Source organism: Capnocytophaga sp. oral taxon 338 str. F0234 (assembly GCF_000192225.1).
GTDB lineage: Bacteria > Bacteroidota > Bacteroidia > Flavobacteriales > Flavobacteriaceae > Capnocytophaga.
In genome coordinates this window covers 1,613,287-1,632,805 of the sequence record NZ_GL872413.1, presented here as the reverse complement: position 1 = coordinate 1,632,805, position 19,519 = coordinate 1,613,287, and the positions used below count along the sequence as shown (strand labels likewise).

Genomic DNA, 19,519 nt, shown 5'->3' with positions numbered 1-19,519 from the left:
AATATTTATTTGTTAAAAAAGTTAATATTTAAAAATTAATTATTTTAGATTTTCTATACTTTTTTGAAGCATTGCTATTTTAGCTAAAGCATCTGTTTCTTTTTTCCGCTCATTCTCTACTACTTGGGTAGGAGCTGAGGTAACAAATTTTTCATTAGAGAGTTTGGAACGTACTGATTTTAAGAAACCTTCTATATGGGTAAGTTCCTGCTCTAACTTCTTGATTTCTTCTTCTACATTTATCTTGTCTAAAATAGGAACAAAATATTCATTAGCTTTTACTCGAAAAGAAATGGCTCCTTCAATAGCTGTTTCTATATAATTAATTGAAGAAATATTACCTAATTTTGTTATAGTACTATCCCATTCAGTTCCAAAGTATTCATTATTAATTACAGAAAGAGAAATTGTTTCTTTGAAAGCAATATTTTTTTCTTTACGGATGGTACGAATACCTGAGATAATCTCTTTAGCAAATTCAAATTGTTCTAAGATAGTTTCATTAAAGATCTCTTCTTTAGGATACTTGGCTATAATAAGTGCTTCTTCAGGAGTTCTTGAAGAGATTTGTTGCCAAATTTCCTCAGTGATGAAGGGCATAAAGGGATGTAATAGCTTTAAGTTATTTTCAAACAAAGTAATAACTTCCTTAAGTGTTTGTATATCAATAGGGCTTCCAAAAGTGGGCTTTACTATTTCCAAGAGCCAAGAACAGAAATCATCCCAAACAAGTTTATAAACCTTCATTAAGGCATCAGAGATACGGTATTTGTTGAAATCATCTTCAGTTTCATTAAGTACCTTTTGGAATTTGCTCTTAAACCATTCGATGGATTTTTTAGCATAATCAGGTTGGGGAATATTAGCCGTTTGCCATCCTTTGATAAGACGGAAAGCATTCCATATTTTATTAGCAAAACCACTACCTTGTTGACAAAGGGCTTCATCAAAGAGCAGATCATTTCCTGCAGAAGAGGATAAGAGTAAGCCAACACGTACTCCGTCCGCCCCGAAATCCTTGATAAGTTTTAGAGCATCAGGAGAATTACCTAAGGATTTGGACATCTTCCTACGAAGTTTATCTCTGACAATTCCTGTTAAGTAAACATTAGAGAATGGTTTCTTACCTGCAAATTCATAGCCTGCAATAATCATTCTCGCCACCCAAAAGAAAAGAATATCAGGAGCTGTAACTAAATCTTGTGTAGGGTAATAATATTTGAATTCTTTGTTATTAGGCTCTAGAATACCATTAAAGACGCTTATAGGCCAAAGCCAAGAAGAGAACCATGTATCCAAAGAATCTTCGTCCTGATGTAAATCACCTAAAGTTAAATTAGGATTATGGGATTTCTTCCTCGCCAGTTCAAGAGCTTTTTCTTTAGTCTCGGCTACTACAAACTCTTTGTTTTCCCCATAATAGTAGGCTGGTATTTGTTGTCCCCACCACAGTTGGCGAGAGATATTCCAATCATGTACATTTTCTAACCAGTGGCGATAAGTATTATCAAATCTTTTTGGATAGAGTTTAATTTCTTCAGTTTCTGAAACCGCTTTAAGAGCAGGTTTTACCAATTCTTCCATCTTTAAGAACCATTGATCTAAAGGACGTTGCTCTACCACTGCTCCCGTACGTTCAGAAGTTCCTATGTTATTTATATAGTCTTCTGTTTTAGCAAGTAACCCCTTCTCTCCTAATTCCTTAACAATTTCTTTACGTACAATGAAACGGTCTTTGCCTTTGTAATGTTTTCCTTGTTCATTAAGCTTCCCTTCATCTGTAAAGGTATCTAAAATAGGTAACTGATATTTAATGCCTATTTCGTAGTCATTAATATCATGAGCAGGGGTAATTTTTAAGGCTCCTGTTCCGAATTCAATATCTACATAATCATCTTGAATAATAGGGACGGCACGATTTACTACAGGAACAATAACTTTTTTTCCATGTAAATGTTTGTAACGCTCATCATTAGGATTTACACATACTGCTACATCTCCGAAGATGGTTTCAGGGCGTGTAGTGGCTACAGTAAGGTATTCATCAGAGCCTTCTACTTTGTATATAAGATAGAATAATTTCCCTTTTTGTTCTTTATAAATAACTTCCTCATCAGAGAGAGTTGTTTTTGCATCAGGATCCCAATTGACCATGCGATAACCTCGGTAAATATAACCTTTGTTGTATAAATCTACAAATACTTTGATAACGGATTTACATAGATTGTCATCCATAGTGAATTTGGTTCTTTCCCAATCACAAGAACAGCCTAATTTTTTAAGCTGCTCAAGAATGACTCCTCCATACTGGTGAGTCCAATCCCAAGCATGTTTGAGAAATTCCTCACGTGAGAGATCACTTTTTAGGATTCCTTGTTCTTTTAGTTTTGCTACTACTTTGGCTTCTGTAGCAATAGAGGCATGGTCAGTACCGGGTACCCAACAAGCATTGAATCCTTTAAGGCGAGCTCTACGGATAAGTACATCTTGGATAGTATTGTTAAGCATGTGCCCCATGTGTAAAATACCAGTTACATTGGGAGGAGGTATAACTATGGTGTAAGGTATTCTTTCATCGGGAGTTGAACTGAAAAAATCGTGTTCAATCCAGTAAGTATACCATTTATTTTCAAAGTCCTCTGGTGAATATTTTGTTGTAATTTCCATCTTTGGCATGGTATTTGTTAGTAAGAAAATATCGTCATCTGATTCAAGGGACAAAATTAAAAAAAAATATTATATTATTATTGCTTTTTAAAAAAATATTGTAATTTTGCCGCGAGTTAGAACGAAAAAACTAAATAGTAAATTATAATTAAATTATTAAAAAAATGAAAAAAGTTTTATTTTTTCTTCTTGCTGTAACATTTGGATTTGTTGCACAAGCACAAAACAAAGCTGAGATTAAATTTGTTACTGAAGAAATTGACTATGGAACAATAAAGCAAGGAGCAGATGGCTTGCGTGTATTTGAGTTCAAAAATACAGGTAAGGCACCTCTTGTAATCTCAGGAGCTAGTTCAAGTTGTGGTTGTACAGTCCCTTCTTGGCCAAAAGATCCCATCGCTCCAGGAGCAACTGGAAAGATTGAGGTAAAGTATGATACTAACCGTGTAGGAGCAATTGCTAAAACTATTATGGTTACTTCTAATGCTACAGATACCCCTAACATTGCTCTTAGAATCAAAGGAAAGGTAGACCCTAAATAAAATAGTTAGAGTTTAATTAAATTAATTTGAGCTGCCCCCACATCAAGGGCAGCTTTTTTTCTACAAATGAATGTAATGAATGAGAAGGAATGAAAATATAGTATTTCTTTCTAAAGATCATTATTTTGGATTGATTCATATATGGAAAATAAAGCAAGGAATAAGGAGAAAAGTAACTCTTGATCGTATAGTAAAATATATTACTTTTTATTGGGAGAATAATCAGAAAGCTCATTTTGAAGAAGAAGAACAATATCTATTTCCATATCTTTCTGGTGAATTGATAGGAAAAGCCATAGAGGAGCACAAACAAATTAGAACACTTATAGAACAAATTCAAAAGATAGGAGGGATATATTTGATAGAAAAATATATAGATCTTCTTACGCAACATATTCGTTATGAGGAGCGTATTCTTTTCCCTTATATAGAAAAAAATCTTTCTGATAAGGTACTTTCAGAAATAGGAGGGAAACTTACAAAGGAGCATCATACTGAAATAGAATCCTATGCAGATGAGTTTTGGCAATGATTTACTGAAAAGCATAGCTAATTCAAATAAAATTTTTATCTTTGCGCTTTAAAAACAAAAACCATGATATTACCTATTATAGCTTATGGAGACCCTGTACTAAGAAAGGTATGTGAGCCTATTACGGCGGATTATCCTGAACTTTCTAAGCTTATTGAGGATATGTTTCAGACTATGTACAAAAGTCATGGAGTGGGGCTTGCAGCACCTCAAGTGGGGCTACCCATCCGACTTTTTGTTGTAGATACTATAGGATTCTCTGAGAATGAGGACTTAACGAGGGAGGAAAAAGAATATCTAAAGAATTTTAAACGTCCATTTATTAATGCAAAAATTATCAGTGAAGAAGGAACTCCTTGGATGTTCAATGAAGGATGTTTGAGTATTCCAGGGATAAATGAAGATGTCTCTCGCAAGCCGACTATTGAAATAGAGTATCAAGATGAACAGTTTAATATACATAGAGAAACTTTTTCAGGACTGGTAGCACGTGTAATTCAACACGAATATGATCATACAGAAGGGAAATTATTTACAGATTATCTCTCCTCTTTTAAAAAACAACTGCTTAAAAACAAATTGAATAATATCAGTAATGGGAAAGTGAATGTATCATACAAAATGCGATTTTTTGAAACAAATAAAAGAAGAATTCGTTAAAAATAATATATATAGATGAAGTTAAATCAAATATTAACTATTTCAGGGAAACCAGGATTGTATCAATTACAATCCCGTACCCGTTCAGGATTTATAGCTCTTTCACTTATTGATCAAAAGCATATCAGTATTGGGCTACGCAATAATGTAAGTTTGCTTTCAGAGATAGCTATTTATACACTTGAGGGGGAAAAGCCTCTTGAGGAAATATTTAAGGCTATAAAAGAGAAAGAAAATGGAGGAAAAACAGCTATATCTCACAAAGCAACTAATGATGAATTGGAAGCCTATTTTTTCTCTGTAATTCCAAACTATGATGAGGACAAAGTATATCCGAGTGATATAAGAAAGATTATCCAATGGTATAATCTGCTTATTGATAGAGGATTCTTAGAAGATGATCCTTCTGAAGAAACAAAAGTTGAGGAAGAAAAGTAGAATTGTTATAATTGCTCATAACACACTTTGTAAGGATCTTTGGTAGCCTTACAAAGTGTTTTTTTTAAGGTGAATAAAAGAAGATAAACTCTATTTCTAAGCAATCTAATTAGAAAAAAATATTTAATATTATTTTGTGTTTTTTAAAAAATAAATCTTAATTTTGCCACAATGAAATTAAAAAGCAATTTTCTTTCAAAACGGACTATAGGAATCTTATTTTGTATTCTTTTAGCAGCACTTTCGTGGTTTGTTGGGAACCTTTCCAAGAGGAGTACTCAACAATATACAGTGAAGGTATCATATAAGGATTTGCCTTCTCAGAAATTCATGACTACTGAAGCCCCCTCATCAGTTAGGGTAGAATTAGAAGGAGTGGGATTTTCTTTATTTAAATATGCAATATCTACTCCGACTATTACAATATCTTTTAATGAATTAAAAAGGGTAAAACATGATAAATATATGTTTAATAAAAATCTTATTTCTCAAATTAATAAGCAGTATTTCCCTGACGTCTCAGTACTTAGTTTACAGCCGGATACCTTAAAAATTCATTTTCAAAAGATAGATCAGAAAAGAGTTCCTGTAAAAGTTCAGTTTCTCTTACCCTTACCTGAGGATTATCGAATAGAATCTTATCAGATATTTCCAGATTCTGTGCTTATTAGTGGACTTGAACATGAATTGGATACGGTTACAGGAGTTTATCTATATAAGAAAGGTAAGAAAAATATAACAAAATCTTTTTCTGGAGAAATACCTTTGAAAAGTACTGCAAAAATTCATTATAATGCGCAGAAAGTATCCTTTTCTGTTCAAATAGTTCATGTAACAGAAGAAAAAATAGAGACAAAAGTACAATTGCTTCATCAGCCATTTTCTGCAGATGTAAAGTTATTTCCTGAAGAGATATCCATCTTGGTATCAGGAAATTTAGAAATTATACGTGATCTAAAACCTACAGATATTATTGTTGTAGCAGATTATAGAAAGCGTAATGATACACATATTCCTCTTGAAATATACAAAAAGCCAGCCTCCATAGAGGTGTCTTTAAGTGATCAGAAAGAGGTAGAATATCTTATAGTACACTAAGAATGAAACCAACCGTAGGACTTACAGGAGGAATAGGTAGTGGGAAAACTACTATAGCCAATCTTTTTGCAAATTATTTTTCTATACCCATCTATATAGCAGATGTGCAGGCTAAAAATCTTATTGCAAATAATTCTCATTTGCGAGAGGAAATTAAGTTACTCTTAGGAGAAAGAGCTTTTGTAAATAACGTTTATAATACTTCTTTTGTATCGAATATTGTTTTCTCAAATAAGCAGGTGTTGGACAAACTTAATGCTATTATCCACCCTTATGTACAAGAGGATTTTTTGCAATGGAAGAATATGCAGAAAAGTCCTTATATAATCAAAGAAGCTGCTATTCTTTTTGAGAGCGGATCTTATAGAGATTGTGATTATATTATCATGGTAACAGCACCTTTGGAAGAACGTATTAAGCGTGTAATAATTCGTGATAAAATTGATAGAGAAATGGTGGAAAAGAGGATAAAAAATCAGTGGAGTGAGGAAAAAAAAATAAAATTATCAACATTTGTTATTGAAAATAAAGAAATCGATAAAAATTTAGATAAAATCAAAGAAGTGCATTTTAAAATAATGAAAATGATAGATGAAAACGTAGGAAATTAACCAAAAAGTTAAACGTTGTTAAAAATAATTAGTATTGAAAAAATAATTATAATTTTGCCTAATGAATAAGAGAAGTTATATTGTTACCCTAATATTGATGCCTATAGCACTAATAGGGCTTATTTCCATTCAAATATATTGGGTAAAGAGTTCTATTGACAATAAAGAGGAAGCTTTTACACATTCCGTTCAGCAAACGCTTAATTCGGTAGCTGAATCAGTGGAACTCAAAGAAATTAATCGATATATTACCCGATTTATAGAGCTAAAGGGAAAAGATAGCTTAGGTTCATTGAAATCATCACAAATTCGTGATTTAGTTTTTGTTCAGGAGAATAAGAATACTAAAGAAACATTTACTTACAAACATCAAGTATTAGAAGAAGGGTATACTGTACCATCAGAGTTATTCAACCTTCCTAAAGGAGATACAACTCAGATACGAAATTATGTAAGTAAGCAAACCTCCCGTACTTTTGGTCCTAGCAAAGGGTTGGATGGTCAGCGATTTAGTAGTACTACAATAAAGGAAAAAACAGGCCGTATAACATCTTTTGATAAAGCTATGTTTGAGGAGATGTTCCGGGAGATTTCTGTAAAGCTTTCCATAGAGAACCGAATTACAGCCCCACAATTAGAAATTCTTATAGAGAGAGAACTTAGAAATAGAGGACTTAATTTGGACTTTGAGTTTGCAGTATATGATAAATCGTTGCCTAAAGGGAAAGAAATGACTTCGGTTGTATCAAGCAGATTTAATCCTAAGGCAAAGAATATCTATAGCATTCCACTACTGAGAAATCAGGAAGGAGAGTCTCATTATGAATTAGAAGTACATTTTCCTGATAGACAGCGTTATTTGTTATCTTCAGTGGTAATGATGGCTGTTTGGGTATTTATATTTACTGCTATTATTATTTGGGCATTTACTAAGACATTTATACAGTTGCGAACTCAAAAGCAAATTTCTGAGATTAAGACAGATTTCATTAATAATATGACGCATGAGTTTAAGACCCCTATAGCTACTATTAATCTAGCTCTTGATGCAATGAAGAACCCAAAAGTAATGCAGGATCCAGAAAAGATGTCATTTTACTTGAAAATGTTGCGGGATGAAAATAAGCGAATGCATGCCCATGTAGAAAATGTATTACAGATTTCAAAATTGGATAAAAATCAAGTAGAAATAGAGAAAGAACCTTTGGATGCTCATGAGTTAATTGATAATGCTGTAGCACATGTACAACTACTAATAGATGATAGAGGAGGAAAAATCAAGAAACATCTGCATGCAGAGAATTCAGATATTTTAGCTAATGAAATGCATTTTACTAATGTGATTGTTAATATCTTAGAAAATGCTATTAAGTATTCTCCAGAAGCACCAGATATTGATATATATACGGAGGTTGCTCATAACAAATTTGTCATAAGAATACAGGACAAAGGTCAAGGAATGAGTAAGGCTGTGTTAAAGAAAATTTTTGAGAAGTTCTATAGGGAACACACGGGAGATTTGCATAATGTAAAAGGACATGGATTAGGGCTTGCCTATGTGAAACGAATTGTAAAATATCACGATGGAGAAGTGTATGCAGAAAGTGAGAAAGGAAAGGGAAGTACATTTGTGATAAAGATCCCACTTATTATTTAATTAGAAAATAAACGTAAAAAAATATTAATTTTAAATGTTGAATTATGGAAGCAGTTAATAAAAAAATTCTTCTTGTAGAAGATGATCCAAACTTTGGAACTGTATTGAAAGACTATTTGTCCATGAGTGGCTTTGATGTTACCTTAGCGAAGAATGGTATGGAAGGTTTTGATAAGTTTCGTAAAGATCCTTATGATATGTGCATTTTAGATGTTATGATGCCATATAAAGATGGTTTTACACTTGCTAAAGAAATTCGTGAGAAAAATGAAAAAGTACCTATTATCTTCTTAACAGCAAGGACTATGCGAGAAGACGTGATTAAAGGATACAAATCAGGAGCAGATGATTATTTAAATAAGCCTTTTGACTCAGAGGTATTGCTTATGAAAATTAGAGCAATGCTTCAAAGAAAATCTATTGATACTGTAATTGATAGTAAAAAATTTGAATTCCAAATAGGAGACTTTTTCCTAAATTCTAAACTCCGCTTCTTGCGTTACAAAGATGAAGAACCTTTAAAACTCTCTCCTAAAGAAAATGAACTTTTACGCTTACTTGCCTTACATGAAAATGATTTGATGCCTCGAGAATTGGCATTGAATAAAATTTGGAAAGATGATAACTATTTCACCTCTCGTAGTATGGATGTATATATTGCAAAATTGCGTAAATATCTTAAAAAAGATGAAAATGTAGAGATTGTAAATATTCATGGAGAAGGTTTCCGTTTGCTCACTGGTAAGGAGGATGAAGAAGAAAATGCATAGTTAAATAATATTTCATTTACCGAAGAGATTATTCTATAAGTGGGTAATCTCTTTTCTTATTTAGAAATAATTATATGGAAGATTCCTTAAAAATATCTACTTTTCCAAAATCTGAAAAATTATGTAATTTTCATCGCATTCAGTTACTCTTTAGAGAAGGAAGTATTATAAAAAAGTATCCTTTAAAGCTATTATATCTTCCTACAATCAATGAAAATTTTTCAACTCAGGTACTCATTAGTGTACCGAAACGAAAATTTAAAAGAGCTGTTCATCGTAATCGGATAAAACGATTGATAAGAGAGAGTTATCGTAATCAAAAGCATTTATTATTGATACAAAAGCCTCTTTCATTAGCTTTTGTATATATGGGGGAAGAACTTATCTCATATACACAAATGCATTTTCTTGTAGGAGAATTGTTAAAACAACTTTCTTTGATGCAGAAGTAAATTGTCTTAAGAGAATAGTATATGTTATAGGAAAAGGTTATCTTTGCATATATTTTTTGTATAATAAAATAGTTGTATATGGGAACTTATATAAAAGGAGATCGTGATTTTGAGGAAATACCCTCCCTTACGGCTAAAGCCCTACGTATCAATTTGAATGAACACATTTATGGGACTTTCTCTGAGATCGGAGCAGGACAGGAAACGGTGCGTTATTTCTTTCGTGCAGGAGGTGCTTCTGGAACCATTGCAAAAGCAGTAAGTGCATACGATAAAAATTTTAGTGATGCACTTTATGGAGCAGAAAAAGATGGTCGTTATGTAACGGAAGGACGGCTTAAAAAGATGCTTACTCATGAAATAGGACTTCTGGAGGATCGCTTACCAAGAGATAAATATCCAGATAAGCTTTTCTTCACTTATGCAAACACGGTGACTACCATTGATTTTGCTAAGCGATATAAAGGACACGGATGGGTTGGAATACGCTTTCAAACAGAACCTCAAGGAGGATATAATGATATTATTTTGCATATCCGATTTCATCAAACAGAGACACGTGCTCAGCAGGAAACACTAGGAAAGCTTGGAGTGAATCTTATTCATAGTGCTTTTTATAAAGCAGATAAGCCTCATAGAATTATTAAATATCTTTATGATCATATAGATAGAGATCTTATTGAGATAGACATGATTAACTTCTCTGGACCTAAATTTGCACAAGTAGATAATAGGTTGATGAGTTTGCAATTAATCAAAAATGGTATGACTGAGGCTGTAATGTTTGGTGCTGATGGAAATAATTTACTTCCTGCTGAAGAACTCTATAAGAAAAATATCCTTACTTTGAGAGGTAGTTTTCGCCCTGTTGCCAATGTGAATATTGATATGCTTGAGCGATCTTTAGACTTATTTCTTCAAGAAAAAGGGGTAGAAAAGAAAAATACACAGGTTATTTTTGAAATAACACTCTCAAATCTTTTAGAGTCTGGAGAATTGGATGAACAGGACTTTATGGATAGAACCCGTATACTTTCATCATTAGGGTACAAAGTACTTATATCTAACTTTAAGGAATATTACCGATTAGCAGAGTACTTTTCTAACTATACTAAAGCTCAAATGGGGATGGCTATGGGAGCTGATAACCTCATTGCCATCTTTAAGGAAGAATATTACACGCATCTGAGTGGAGGAATATTGGAGGCTTTTGGAAAACTTTTTTACAGAGATATTAAGATATATCTTTATCCTATGAGAGATAGAGATACAGGACAGATTATCACCAGCAATAATATCCAAGTTCCTCCTCGTATGAAGGAACTTTACAAATTCTTTAAATTCAATGAGAAAGTAGTAGATATTCATGATTATGATATAAAAAATTTGGATATACGATCTCGAGAGATTGTTCAAAAAATAAAGAAAGGAGAGGATGGTTGGCAGCCATTACTGCCTAAAGGAGTTGCTGAAATGATAGAAAAAAATGGCTTTTTTGGTTGGAAGAAGAAAGAATAAAAAAAGAAGCTATCCGAAAGGATAGCCTCTTTTTTTATTTCATGGACTGGAAAAAATTCTCCATTTTTTCTTTTTCTTCTCGTGCTAAATCTGGGTCAATAAGGATACGTCCACTATGTTCGTCTGTAATGATTTTCTTACGGGTGGAAATTTCCACTTGTACTTGAGGAGGGATTACAAAGAAAGACCCACCAGAAGCTCCACGCTCTACAGGAACAATTGCTAACCTATTCACTACGCTATTACGAATCCGCTGATAGGCACTTAATAAACGAGGTTCTATCAGGGATGAAATTTCTAAGGATTTTTTAAGGAGAGTTTCTTCATCTTTTTGAGTTTCTTCTAGGATAGAATTGAGCTCCTCTTTCTTATGCTGTAGATGTTTTCTTCGCTCCTCTAACTGATCTTTTATCTTAGCAATAGTTAGCTTTTTTTGTTCTATTTCTGCCTTATATTCCTTAAGATGCTTTTCTGCTAATTGAATTTCAAGCTCTTGGAATTCTACTTCCTTAGAGATAGCATTGAATTCACGATTATTTCGTACATTTTTTTGTTGTTCAGCATATTTCTTAATAAGTGATTTACTTTCCTCAATAAGATTTTTTTTCGCAGAAATATCCGCATTTATCTTGTCAATGTCAGAAGTTAATTTCTCCACGCGGCTTTCCAATCCCATTACTTCATCTTCTAAGTCATCCACTTCTAAGGGGAGCTCTCCGCGTACATTTCTTAGTTCATCTATTTTGCAATCAATTAGTTGCAAATCATATAAAGTTCTTAATTTGTCCTCTACGGATATTTCTTTTTTTGTCATAACTATAAGTAGTTGATAGGATTTGTATTTGTATTAGCTAAATAAAATGCAAAGGTAGGAAATTTTTTTGTAAGTTGTTCCCATAAAAGCATTTTTGTGAATTGTTCACTTTCATAATGTCCGATATCTGCTATAAGAATTTGATTTTCAGATTTAAAGAATTCGTGATATTTAATATCTGAAGTAATATATGCTTCGCAATGTTTCCTAATACAGGCTTCAATAGCAGAGGCTCCACTACCGCCAAGAACTGCAACTTTTTTAATTTTTCTTCCTAATAGGGGAGAATATCTTATACAGGAGGTCTGCATGCGTTCTTTTACAAAATATAAGAAATCTTCCTCTGGCATAGCTGAAGGGAGTTCTCCTATCATTCCTAAACCTATATGTTGATGGTTGTTTTCTAAGGTATGTATTTCATAGGCAACTTCCTCGTATGGATGATGGGTGAATAGAGCCTTTAAAATATTTTTTTGTAAGTGTTTAGGGAAGATGACACTAATACGAGTTTCTTTTTCACTATGGAATTTATTTTTTTCTCCTATAGTAGGGGAACTTTGCTCATTTCCCATGAAAGTACCTATACCATTAGTATTGAAACTACACTGAGAGTAATTTCCTATATTACCAGCACCAGCTTCGAAGAGTTTTTTTCTCAAATTTTCAGCTTCCTTTTCTGGGATATAAGTTACTAATTGTTGGATAGTATGAGGTTTAGGTAGGAGAATATTTCTGTTAATAAGTCCTAATCGGTCGCAGATTCGTGCATTTACTCCCCAGAAAGAGTTGTCCAAAGCGGTGTGTATAGCATAAATAGCTATATCATGCTGAATAGCTTTAATTACAGCACGTTCAACATAATTCTTACCCGTAAGCTTCTTGAGTCCATGGAAGATAATAGGATGGAAACTTACAATAAGATTACATTTTTTTTCAATAGCTTCATCAATTACTGTTTCAAGGGCATCAAGAGTTATGATAGTACCTTGTAATATATTATTTGGATTTCCCACTAGGAGTCCTACATTGTCAAAATCTTCCGCATATTCGGTAGGGGCTATTTCCTCTAGAAAATTGATAATTTCTTGTATTTTCATTATAGAAAAATTATGGTGTAAGAAAAATTTTTAAAAATAATTACTTTCAGTAAGACTACTAATTTTTAGGTATTTAGAGGATGACAAGTATTTGGGATTATTATAGTATGCAAAGATCATAGTACCTTCTTTAATGGTCTCAATTATTTGCTTATAAATAGCTGTGGGTAATACAGGACATCCTAAGCTACGTCCATATCGTCCATTCTTTTTTAAGAAATCTTCATTCATATAATTAGCAGTGTGTATTACGATGCCTCGTTTGTATGCATTTGAGTTATAATTTCGCTCATCTCCATAGAGCTTTAAGCTAAATCCTGCATCTCCTTTATAAGTTTTCCCTGTTACATAAAAGCCTAAGCTACTTTTGTTTGAATCATTTTTATTGGAAAAATAAGAAGCTGCTTTCATTCCTGTTTTTTTCCCATGTGCCACATAAGTATAATAGAGAATCTGCTTAGAAGTTAGATCAATTGTATAGAAGCGTTTCTCGCCACTTTCTTTAGTGAAGTCTATGATAGAGAGTAATCGCTTATCATTGAGTTTATTTTGGATTTTCATATTCTGATAACCAATATAAGCATACCTGAAAGCACTATAATTAAGGTCATGTTCTCTCCCTTGAATATCTATATATAATCTTTTAATGGCATATTCAAAATCCTCTTGAGGAGTGAATAGGCTATCTATAATGCTGGAAGAGAGCTTAGAGAATGCATTTATTTTTGAATGTTGTCCATATACGGAAGAAAAGGAAATACAGAAAAATGTGATTAGATAGAGAATTCTTTTTTTCATTTATTTATGAAAATTTATTGATAAGTGGGGCAAATATCTGAAAAACTAATGAAATAGACAAGCCTTTTCTTAATCAAAAAGTCAATAACTTTTATTATTGTTGATAATTTATTGGTTAAATATTTTGTAATATATTTATTTGCAATTACTTATTTGTAATTTTAGTATATAACTTGATTTAAAAGAATTAACTTTAATTCAAATAATTTAACAATTTATTAATGTTTATAAAGATATATTTTTGAATTTTTATTAAATATAGTTTCTTTGTTAAATAGGAGGTATTCATAGATAGTACCTCAATAAAAAATTTAGGGAGTAGGATACTTTTTCTTAAATACTTTATAGCACCAAGTTCCGACTGCAATAAGGAAAAGTCCACTGAAAAGAACTAGTAGAATAAAATAATTATCTGGAACCAATAGGTTATTCAGCAGAGCAAATCCTTTGTAAGTAATTAAAAGTTCTGTTCCTACAAAGGCAGTTGCATATAGAGAAATACTCCATTGAGAAAAGCGAATATGTAAATTATTCTTTAGGAAATAAATAATACCAGAACCTATTACTCCCAAAAAAGTAAAATGTAAATAACTAATTATAAAATCTCTATTAAATAGAATTATTTTTGATATCCACGGGAAAGAACCTAAAAACATAAGAATAGTCTTCAGGCACCATAAAAATAAGAAAATACGTATCAAAAAGGCAGGTTTCTCTAATTTTATATAAATAGTATACAACTGATAGACACTTATTAAGAGCAGAAAACTTGAAATATTTCCTATAATATAGAGGAGAGGGTTATCAAAGATGCCTACCCAAGAAAGAGTAACGGATCCTATAGTTCCTATAATAAAACAATAATAAGCAGAATAGAGTTTCTGGCTTATCAGCATGCTTTTATGCTCTATTTCACCTACTAAAAGTCCTAATAATACAGATAAAAACCAACCATTATATTGAAAGTGTAGAAAAAAGTAAATTGCACTATTATACCAATCACTATTCTTTCCTGTCTTTATAATGATTAAAGGTAGCAACCAAATACCTAAACTTGAGATCACCAAGAAGAAGATTCCCCAACGGACAAATCGTAAAGAAAGGGGAAATTCTTTTATGGGCTCAACACTTTTGAAAAGAGAATAGCGAACATGTATGAATTTCTTACTTCTCTTAATAAAAAATATACTGAACCAATAACTTCCTATAATAAATAAAGAAGAGAAGATAATTGAATATAGAAAATACCCTCCGAAAGGGAAAGTAAAAAGCATTCCTAAAATAGATATCTGGGAAAAAATGAATATTTTTAGGTATTCTTTTCTATCTTTTTCTTTTAAAAAATATTGACAGATAAGAGAGGTGAGTATTGTATATACCCATCCCAATAACCCTATGTGTGAGTGCGAATGGGTTACATATCGAAAGTCAAAAAAAGTATTTGTTAGATAGGCAATCCTAAGAGAAAATCCTAATAGGATAGTGATTATGAAGTAAAGGAAAGCCCACTGAATATCTCTTCGAGTATTCATAAAATCGTTACTTTAAAGAATTTGTTCTCTTAACTAGGGAGAAGTGTGCAAAAGTAGAAAATAAATTACTAAATCACAAGTCTATAAATGCTAAATTATTTAATAATAAAATATAATAAAATGATAATTAAAAGTGTAAAAAAATAGTTTGTCTTTTTATGACAAACTATTTTAATACTAATAAAAAATCAAACTTTAAGGTATGAATACATTCTTTTTATAAGAAATAGCGTTCTTTTTCTCCATTTTTATTTTGTATGATAATAGCATTACGTTGTGACTTGCTATTATCAAGAATATTCTTAACGCTATCAATATCGGTTACTTCTTTTCCATTGATAGAAATCAATACTTTTCCGTCCAAATTCACTCCATTTTCAATAAATAGTGGACTTGTCTTAGTTATTTTTACTCCTTTTTTTATTTTAAACTCTTTTTTATCTTTTTCAGAAAGGTTTTTTACAATAATTCCCAAGTCATTTGCTACATAAGAATCATTTTTTTGAAGTTTAACAGTAATATCCTTTTCTTTTCCATCTCTAAGTATTGTGATTTTCACACTATCATTAGGGCGTTTTGTATTAATATGACCGCTTAGGTCAGAGAAAGTGTGTATTTTTACATTATCCATTTGGGTAATAATATCTCCTTTTTTAAGTCCTGCTTTTTCTGCTCCAGAGTCATCATCCACACTATCTATATAGAAACCCTCTGTTTGTTTAGTTTTAAGTTTTTCAGCGGTTTCTGAATTGAGTTCTGTGCCAGCAATTCCTAAAACACCTCGTTGTACGTTTCCATACTCAATGAGATCTTCCACTACTTTTTTAGCAATATTACTAGGAACAGCAAAAGAGTATCCAACAAAGGTGCCTGTATTGGCAGAGGCTATGGCTGTATTAATGCCTATTAGATCTCCATTGAGGTTTACCAAAGCTCCTCCACTGTTACCTGAATTAACAGCGGCATCTGTTTGTATGTAGGACTCTACTTTTCCATTATATTGGTTGCCAAGATTTCTTGCTTTTGCGCTAATAATACCTGCAGTAACAGTGGAAGTAAGATTAAAAGGATTCCCTACAGCCAAAACCCATTCTCCTATTTTAGTATTATCAGAATCTGCAAAAGTGAGAAAAGGTAATTTCTCAGAGGCTTTGATTTTCAATAGAGCAATATCAGAACTACTATCTGAACCTATAATTTCAGCTTTGTAAGTTTGGTTATTATTTAAAGTAACTTGTACAGATGAAGCCCCACTAATTACATGGTTATTAGTAACAATATATCCGTCAGGGGAGATGATTACTCCAGAACCTGTTCCTGCCAATCGCTCTTTTCCTCCTTGCTGTGGCATATTACCACTAAAGAGGTCAAAAATAGAAGTAATTTCAGGTGCTACGGTCATATTTTTCACATGAACTACGCTATTGACAGTCTTATTGGAAGCATTAATGAAACTATTCTCATCAAAATTAAAATTGGCTACCTGATGGAAATTTGTATGTACTACATTTGTATTGTCCTCTGTAGAGGATGAAAAAGAAAGAGAACTATTTTCTTTCTCTTTTATGAGAAAATGATAACCTCCTAAGGCAATAGCTCCTCCCATAATTGCAGAGAGTACAGAAATAAAATATTTTTTCATATCAAAAATCTTAAAATAATTAATAATATCTATTTTTTTAACTTCAAAATTGCGAATACTATTTCTCAAAAACAATGCCAAAAAGATAAAAATTACAAATTTAACTTTTTTTTAATGGATAGTGCATGGACGTTATCATATAAACTTGATTTGTAATATATTATGTATTCACTTTTAAAATATGTCTTTGTTTGAAGTAAGAACAAAAAGTAAGAATATATGACATTGCATCTTCTGTAAGAAAATTGTCTAATAAAAAGAGGCTTAGTAAAGGGATGAAAATTGAAAAAAGATTGATTTCTTTAGATTCGAAAAAAATCGTAATTTTGTGCCTACAAAAAATAAGTTAATTACTGCTTCTCATGAAACATTTGAATGAAAAGATAACTCTTGCAGAGAATGATAGTTCTTCTTTGGTGGATAGGGTAGAGCAGAGCATTATTGACTATATTAAAGATAATGCCTTAAAAGTAGGGGATGCTCTTCCTAAAGAAATAGAGTTTGCCGAATCCTTAGGAGTAAGTAGGACAGCTATACGTGAGGCTATGTTGCGACTAAGGACATTGGGCTTGGTGGAATCACGTAAGCATAGGGGGATGGTGATTATGGAACCTGATTTGGTTCATAATTTTGAAAAAATGCTTGATCCTGCTTTAGTCGATATCAAAAAACTCTCTAACCTTTTTGAACTAAGAATGATGCTTGAAGTAGGAATGGCAGATTTTGTTTTTGCCCGTAAGACATCAAGACAACTAAAAGAATTAGAAGATATTGTTATTAACTCGGAGGAACAACGTTGTGATAGTCTTAATTTTTATTTAGAAGCAGAAAAGCAATTTCATGGTAAATTATATGAAATGGCAGGAAATGATATACTGAAAAAGTTTCAGGATATATTTATGCCTATATTTCAATATGTACATGATATGAATCGATACCAAGCTGCCTATATTCTCCCAGAAGGAGGTAAGCATATCTCTCATCGTGACTTGTTTGAGGAACTTAAACATGGTACTCCTTCTTCTTTTAGGGAACTCATGCGAGAGCATTTGAATCCCCATTATATCAAAGTATTAGGGATTAGTTGTTAAAATGTAAAGATATTGGAATTAAATAGGCTATTCTTTAGATTTGAGTAGCCTATTTTCTTATTATCACGAAAAACTGTATAGATGCATCAGAAATATGATATAGTTATTATTGGTAGTGGCTTAGGCGGACTTATGTCAGGACTTATTTTAGCCAAGGAAGGAAAAAGGGTTGCTATTATTGAAAAAAATAGTCAATTTGGAGGAAATCTACAGACATTTGTTAGGAATCGTACTCTTTTTGATACAGGAGTACATTACGTAGGTAGCCTTGAAAGTGGACAGACACTTTATAATTATTTCTCTTATGCAGGTATTATGCAGCAATTAGACTTGGAGCGAATGCCTATAGAAGGATATGATCATATTTGTTTCGGAAAAGAAGTTATAGAGTATCCTCATGCCCAAGGCTATGAGAACTTTGTTGAGCAATTATCGTTTTATTTTCCTAAAGAACATAATGCTATAGAGCAATATATAACTAAAATACAAGAGGTGTGTAATTGTTTTCCCCTTTACCGTTTTCACTTGGACGGAAGTTATGATGAGCACTTACTTTCAGAACCTCTTACAGATTTTTTATCAATGATAACTTCTGATAAACGCTTGCAGGCAGTATTATTGGGAAATAATTTCTTGTACGCAGGAACACGAGCATATACTCCTTTATATCTGCATGCTTTATCAGTAAATTCCTATATAGAAAGTGCATGGAGATTAAAGAAAGGAGGTTCTCAAATTACTTATTTACTCTTGCAACAGTTGGAGAAATTGGGAGTATCTCTTTTTAAAGAGAATGAGGCTCTTGCTTTTGAATATCGTAATGAGAAAGTATATTCAGTGATTACTTCTCAACAAAAAAAGTATATTGCTGATCATTTTATTTCTGATATTGATATCAAACAATTGGTTCGCTTAGTAGGAAAAGAATATTTTAAGCCTTCCTATTTTAATAGAATAGAGCGACTTACCCCTGTGACCTCAGTTTTCTCTTTATATTTGGTATTAAAATCTGATACATTTCCTTATATACCCTATAATGTATATTGGTTTAAAGACACTCAATCTGTATGGGGATCACCCTATTATACAGAGAATGATTTCCCATCCTTCTATACGCTTTCTATGAATCCATCTAAAAATAGGGAAGGATATGCAGATAATATGACTATTATGACCTATATGAATGAAAAAGAAGTGAATCAATGGATACATACCTCAAATATGGTTTCACAACCTCAAGATAGGGGAGAGGAATATGAAGTTTTTAAAAAGGAAAAAACTGAACAACTCCTTAAAATAGTTGAAGGAAAATTCCCTCAAATAAGAAATAGTATTGCTTATATGTATACTTCAACTCCTTTAACCTATAGGGATTATATAGGAAGTCCTACAGGAGCTCTTTATGGATATGAGAAAAATGCTTATAAGATATTACACTCACGAATTATCCCTCAAACACATATTCCTAATCTGTATGTGACAGGGCAAACTGTTAATATGCATGGCCTAGTGGGGGTAACTATAGGGGCTGTACTTACTTGTATGGCTTTGCTTAAGAAGAAGATAAATGGGATAGGATAAAATAAAAATGAATGAAATA

General features: G+C 32.2%; 18 protein-coding genes. 12 read left to right on the top strand and 6 right to left on the bottom strand.

Annotated features, from left to right (window positions below):
• Window positions 1-39: 39 nt before the first annotated feature.
• Window positions 40-2,676, bottom strand: coding sequence for a valine--tRNA ligase (locus tag HMPREF9071_RS07445; RefSeq protein WP_009745997.1), 2,637 nt, complete (start codon window positions 2,674-2,676; stop codon window positions 40-42).
• A gap of 155 nt (window positions 2,677-2,831) precedes the next feature.
• Between HMPREF9071_RS07445 and HMPREF9071_RS07440 the strand changes: the two genes are divergently transcribed.
• The 10 genes from HMPREF9071_RS07440 (at window position 2,832) to HMPREF9071_RS07395 (ending at window position 10,945) form a co-directional block, all read left to right on the top strand.
• Window positions 2,832-3,209, top strand: a complete 378-nt coding sequence (locus HMPREF9071_RS07440; RefSeq protein WP_009745996.1) for a DUF1573 domain-containing protein — start codon at window positions 2,832-2,834, stop codon at window positions 3,207-3,209.
• Window positions 3,210-3,288: 79 nt separating this feature from the next.
• Complete coding sequence (locus tag HMPREF9071_RS07435; RefSeq protein ID WP_009745995.1) at window positions 3,289-3,741, top strand: hemerythrin domain-containing protein; 453 nt, start codon at window positions 3,289-3,291, stop codon at window positions 3,739-3,741.
• Between the two features lie 63 nt (window positions 3,742-3,804).
• Window positions 3,805-4,401, top strand: a complete 597-nt coding sequence (gene def / locus HMPREF9071_RS07430) for a peptide deformylase (protein ID WP_009745994.1) — start codon at window positions 3,805-3,807, stop codon at window positions 4,399-4,401.
• Window positions 4,402-4,416: 15 nt separating this feature from the next.
• Complete coding sequence (locus HMPREF9071_RS07425) at window positions 4,417-4,839, top strand: DUF5606 domain-containing protein (RefSeq protein ID WP_009745993.1); 423 nt, start codon at window positions 4,417-4,419, stop codon at window positions 4,837-4,839.
• A 171-nt stretch (window positions 4,840-5,010) separates the two neighbouring features.
• Complete coding sequence (locus HMPREF9071_RS07420; RefSeq protein WP_009745992.1) at window positions 5,011-5,937, top strand: hypothetical protein; 927 nt, start codon at window positions 5,011-5,013, stop codon at window positions 5,935-5,937.
• Window positions 5,938-5,939: 2 nt separating this feature from the next.
• Complete coding sequence (gene coaE, locus HMPREF9071_RS07415) at window positions 5,940-6,548, top strand: dephospho-CoA kinase (protein ID WP_009745991.1); 609 nt, start codon at window positions 5,940-5,942, stop codon at window positions 6,546-6,548.
• Between the two features lie 61 nt (window positions 6,549-6,609).
• The gene (locus HMPREF9071_RS07410) at window positions 6,610-8,205 is read left to right on the top strand and encodes a sensor histidine kinase KdpD (protein WP_009745990.1); all 1,596 of its coding nucleotides are present in this window, start codon (window positions 6,610-6,612) and stop codon (window positions 8,203-8,205) included.
• Between the two features lie 44 nt (window positions 8,206-8,249).
• Window positions 8,250-8,975, top strand: a complete 726-nt coding sequence (locus HMPREF9071_RS07405) for a response regulator transcription factor (protein ID WP_009745989.1) — start codon at window positions 8,250-8,252, stop codon at window positions 8,973-8,975.
• 74 nt (window positions 8,976-9,049) lie between these two features.
• Window positions 9,050-9,427, top strand: a complete 378-nt coding sequence (gene rnpA, locus HMPREF9071_RS07400) for a ribonuclease P protein component (RefSeq protein WP_009745988.1) — start codon at window positions 9,050-9,052, stop codon at window positions 9,425-9,427.
• Between the two features lie 78 nt (window positions 9,428-9,505).
• Complete coding sequence (locus tag HMPREF9071_RS07395; RefSeq protein ID WP_009745987.1) at window positions 9,506-10,945, top strand: hypothetical protein; 1,440 nt, start codon at window positions 9,506-9,508, stop codon at window positions 10,943-10,945.
• 34 nt (window positions 10,946-10,979) lie between these two features.
• Here the strand turns inward: HMPREF9071_RS07395 and HMPREF9071_RS07390 are convergent, their stop codons facing one another.
• The 5 genes from HMPREF9071_RS07390 to HMPREF9071_RS07370 form a co-directional block, all read right to left on the bottom strand.
• The gene (locus HMPREF9071_RS07390; protein ID WP_009745986.1) at window positions 10,980-11,759 is read right to left on the bottom strand and encodes a zinc ribbon domain-containing protein; all 780 of its coding nucleotides are present in this window, start codon (window positions 11,757-11,759) and stop codon (window positions 10,980-10,982) included.
• 2 nt (window positions 11,760-11,761) lie between these two features.
• Window positions 11,762-12,856, bottom strand: coding sequence for a Nif3-like dinuclear metal center hexameric protein (locus tag HMPREF9071_RS07385; protein ID WP_009745985.1), 1,095 nt, complete (start codon window positions 12,854-12,856; stop codon window positions 11,762-11,764).
• 30 nt (window positions 12,857-12,886) lie between these two features.
• Window positions 12,887-13,654, bottom strand: coding sequence for a murein L,D-transpeptidase catalytic domain family protein (locus HMPREF9071_RS07380; RefSeq protein WP_009745984.1), 768 nt, complete (start codon window positions 13,652-13,654; stop codon window positions 12,887-12,889).
• A gap of 311 nt (window positions 13,655-13,965) precedes the next feature.
• Window positions 13,966-15,186, bottom strand: coding sequence for a hypothetical protein (locus HMPREF9071_RS07375; protein WP_009745983.1), 1,221 nt, complete (start codon window positions 15,184-15,186; stop codon window positions 13,966-13,968).
• 217 nt (window positions 15,187-15,403) lie between these two features.
• Window positions 15,404-16,828 carry a S1C family serine protease gene (locus HMPREF9071_RS07370; RefSeq protein WP_040358421.1) on the bottom strand — a complete coding sequence of 475 codons (1,425 nt, stop codon included), beginning with the start codon at window positions 16,826-16,828 and terminating at the stop codon, window positions 15,404-15,406.
• 362 nt (window positions 16,829-17,190) lie between these two features.
• On the opposite strand from HMPREF9071_RS07370, the gene HMPREF9071_RS07365 reads away from it, so the two are divergent.
• Complete coding sequence (locus HMPREF9071_RS07365) at window positions 17,191-17,919, top strand: FadR/GntR family transcriptional regulator (protein WP_009745981.1); 729 nt, start codon at window positions 17,191-17,193, stop codon at window positions 17,917-17,919.
• Between the two features lie 81 nt (window positions 17,920-18,000).
• Window positions 18,001-19,500: an NAD(P)/FAD-dependent oxidoreductase gene (locus tag HMPREF9071_RS07360; protein WP_009745980.1), complete on the top strand. Its 1,500-nt coding sequence runs from the start codon at window positions 18,001-18,003 to the stop codon at window positions 19,498-19,500.
• Window positions 19,501-19,519 lie beyond the last annotated feature (19 nt).

Excerpts from the sequence above, each read along its gene's own strand:
- HMPREF9071_RS07445 (WP_009745997.1), bottom strand. The coding sequence starts at position 2,676 with ATGCCAAAGATGGAAATTACAACAAAATATTCACCAGAGGACTTTGAA.
- HMPREF9071_RS07440 (WP_009745996.1), top strand. The coding sequence starts at position 2,832 with ATGAAAAAAGTTTTATTTTTTCTTCTTGCTGTAACATTTGGATTTGTT.
- HMPREF9071_RS07435 (WP_009745995.1), top strand. The coding sequence starts at position 3,289 with ATGAGAAGGAATGAAAATATAGTATTTCTTTCTAAAGATCATTATTTT.
- def (WP_009745994.1), top strand. The coding sequence starts at position 3,805 with ATGATATTACCTATTATAGCTTATGGAGACCCTGTACTAAGAAAGGTA.
- HMPREF9071_RS07425 (WP_009745993.1), top strand. The coding sequence starts at position 4,417 with ATGAAGTTAAATCAAATATTAACTATTTCAGGGAAACCAGGATTGTAT.
- HMPREF9071_RS07420 (WP_009745992.1), top strand. The coding sequence starts at position 5,011 with ATGAAATTAAAAAGCAATTTTCTTTCAAAACGGACTATAGGAATCTTA.
- coaE (WP_009745991.1), top strand. The coding sequence starts at position 5,940 with ATGAAACCAACCGTAGGACTTACAGGAGGAATAGGTAGTGGGAAAACT.
- HMPREF9071_RS07410 (WP_009745990.1), top strand. The coding sequence starts at position 6,610 with ATGAATAAGAGAAGTTATATTGTTACCCTAATATTGATGCCTATAGCA.
- HMPREF9071_RS07405 (WP_009745989.1), top strand. The coding sequence starts at position 8,250 with ATGGAAGCAGTTAATAAAAAAATTCTTCTTGTAGAAGATGATCCAAAC.
- rnpA (WP_009745988.1), top strand. The coding sequence starts at position 9,050 with ATGGAAGATTCCTTAAAAATATCTACTTTTCCAAAATCTGAAAAATTA.
- HMPREF9071_RS07395 (WP_009745987.1), top strand. The coding sequence starts at position 9,506 with ATGGGAACTTATATAAAAGGAGATCGTGATTTTGAGGAAATACCCTCC.
- HMPREF9071_RS07390 (WP_009745986.1), bottom strand. The coding sequence starts at position 11,759 with ATGACAAAAAAAGAAATATCCGTAGAGGACAAATTAAGAACTTTATAT.
- HMPREF9071_RS07385 (WP_009745985.1), bottom strand. The coding sequence starts at position 12,856 with ATGAAAATACAAGAAATTATCAATTTTCTAGAGGAAATAGCCCCTACC.
- HMPREF9071_RS07380 (WP_009745984.1), bottom strand. The coding sequence starts at position 13,654 with ATGAAAAAAAGAATTCTCTATCTAATCACATTTTTCTGTATTTCCTTT.
- HMPREF9071_RS07375 (WP_009745983.1), bottom strand. The coding sequence starts at position 15,186 with ATGAATACTCGAAGAGATATTCAGTGGGCTTTCCTTTACTTCATAATC.
- HMPREF9071_RS07370 (WP_040358421.1), bottom strand. The coding sequence starts at position 16,828 with ATGAAAAAATATTTTATTTCTGTACTCTCTGCAATTATGGGAGGAGCT.
- HMPREF9071_RS07365 (WP_009745981.1), top strand. The coding sequence starts at position 17,191 with ATGAAACATTTGAATGAAAAGATAACTCTTGCAGAGAATGATAGTTCT.
- HMPREF9071_RS07360 (WP_009745980.1), top strand. The coding sequence starts at position 18,001 with ATGCATCAGAAATATGATATAGTTATTATTGGTAGTGGCTTAGGCGGA.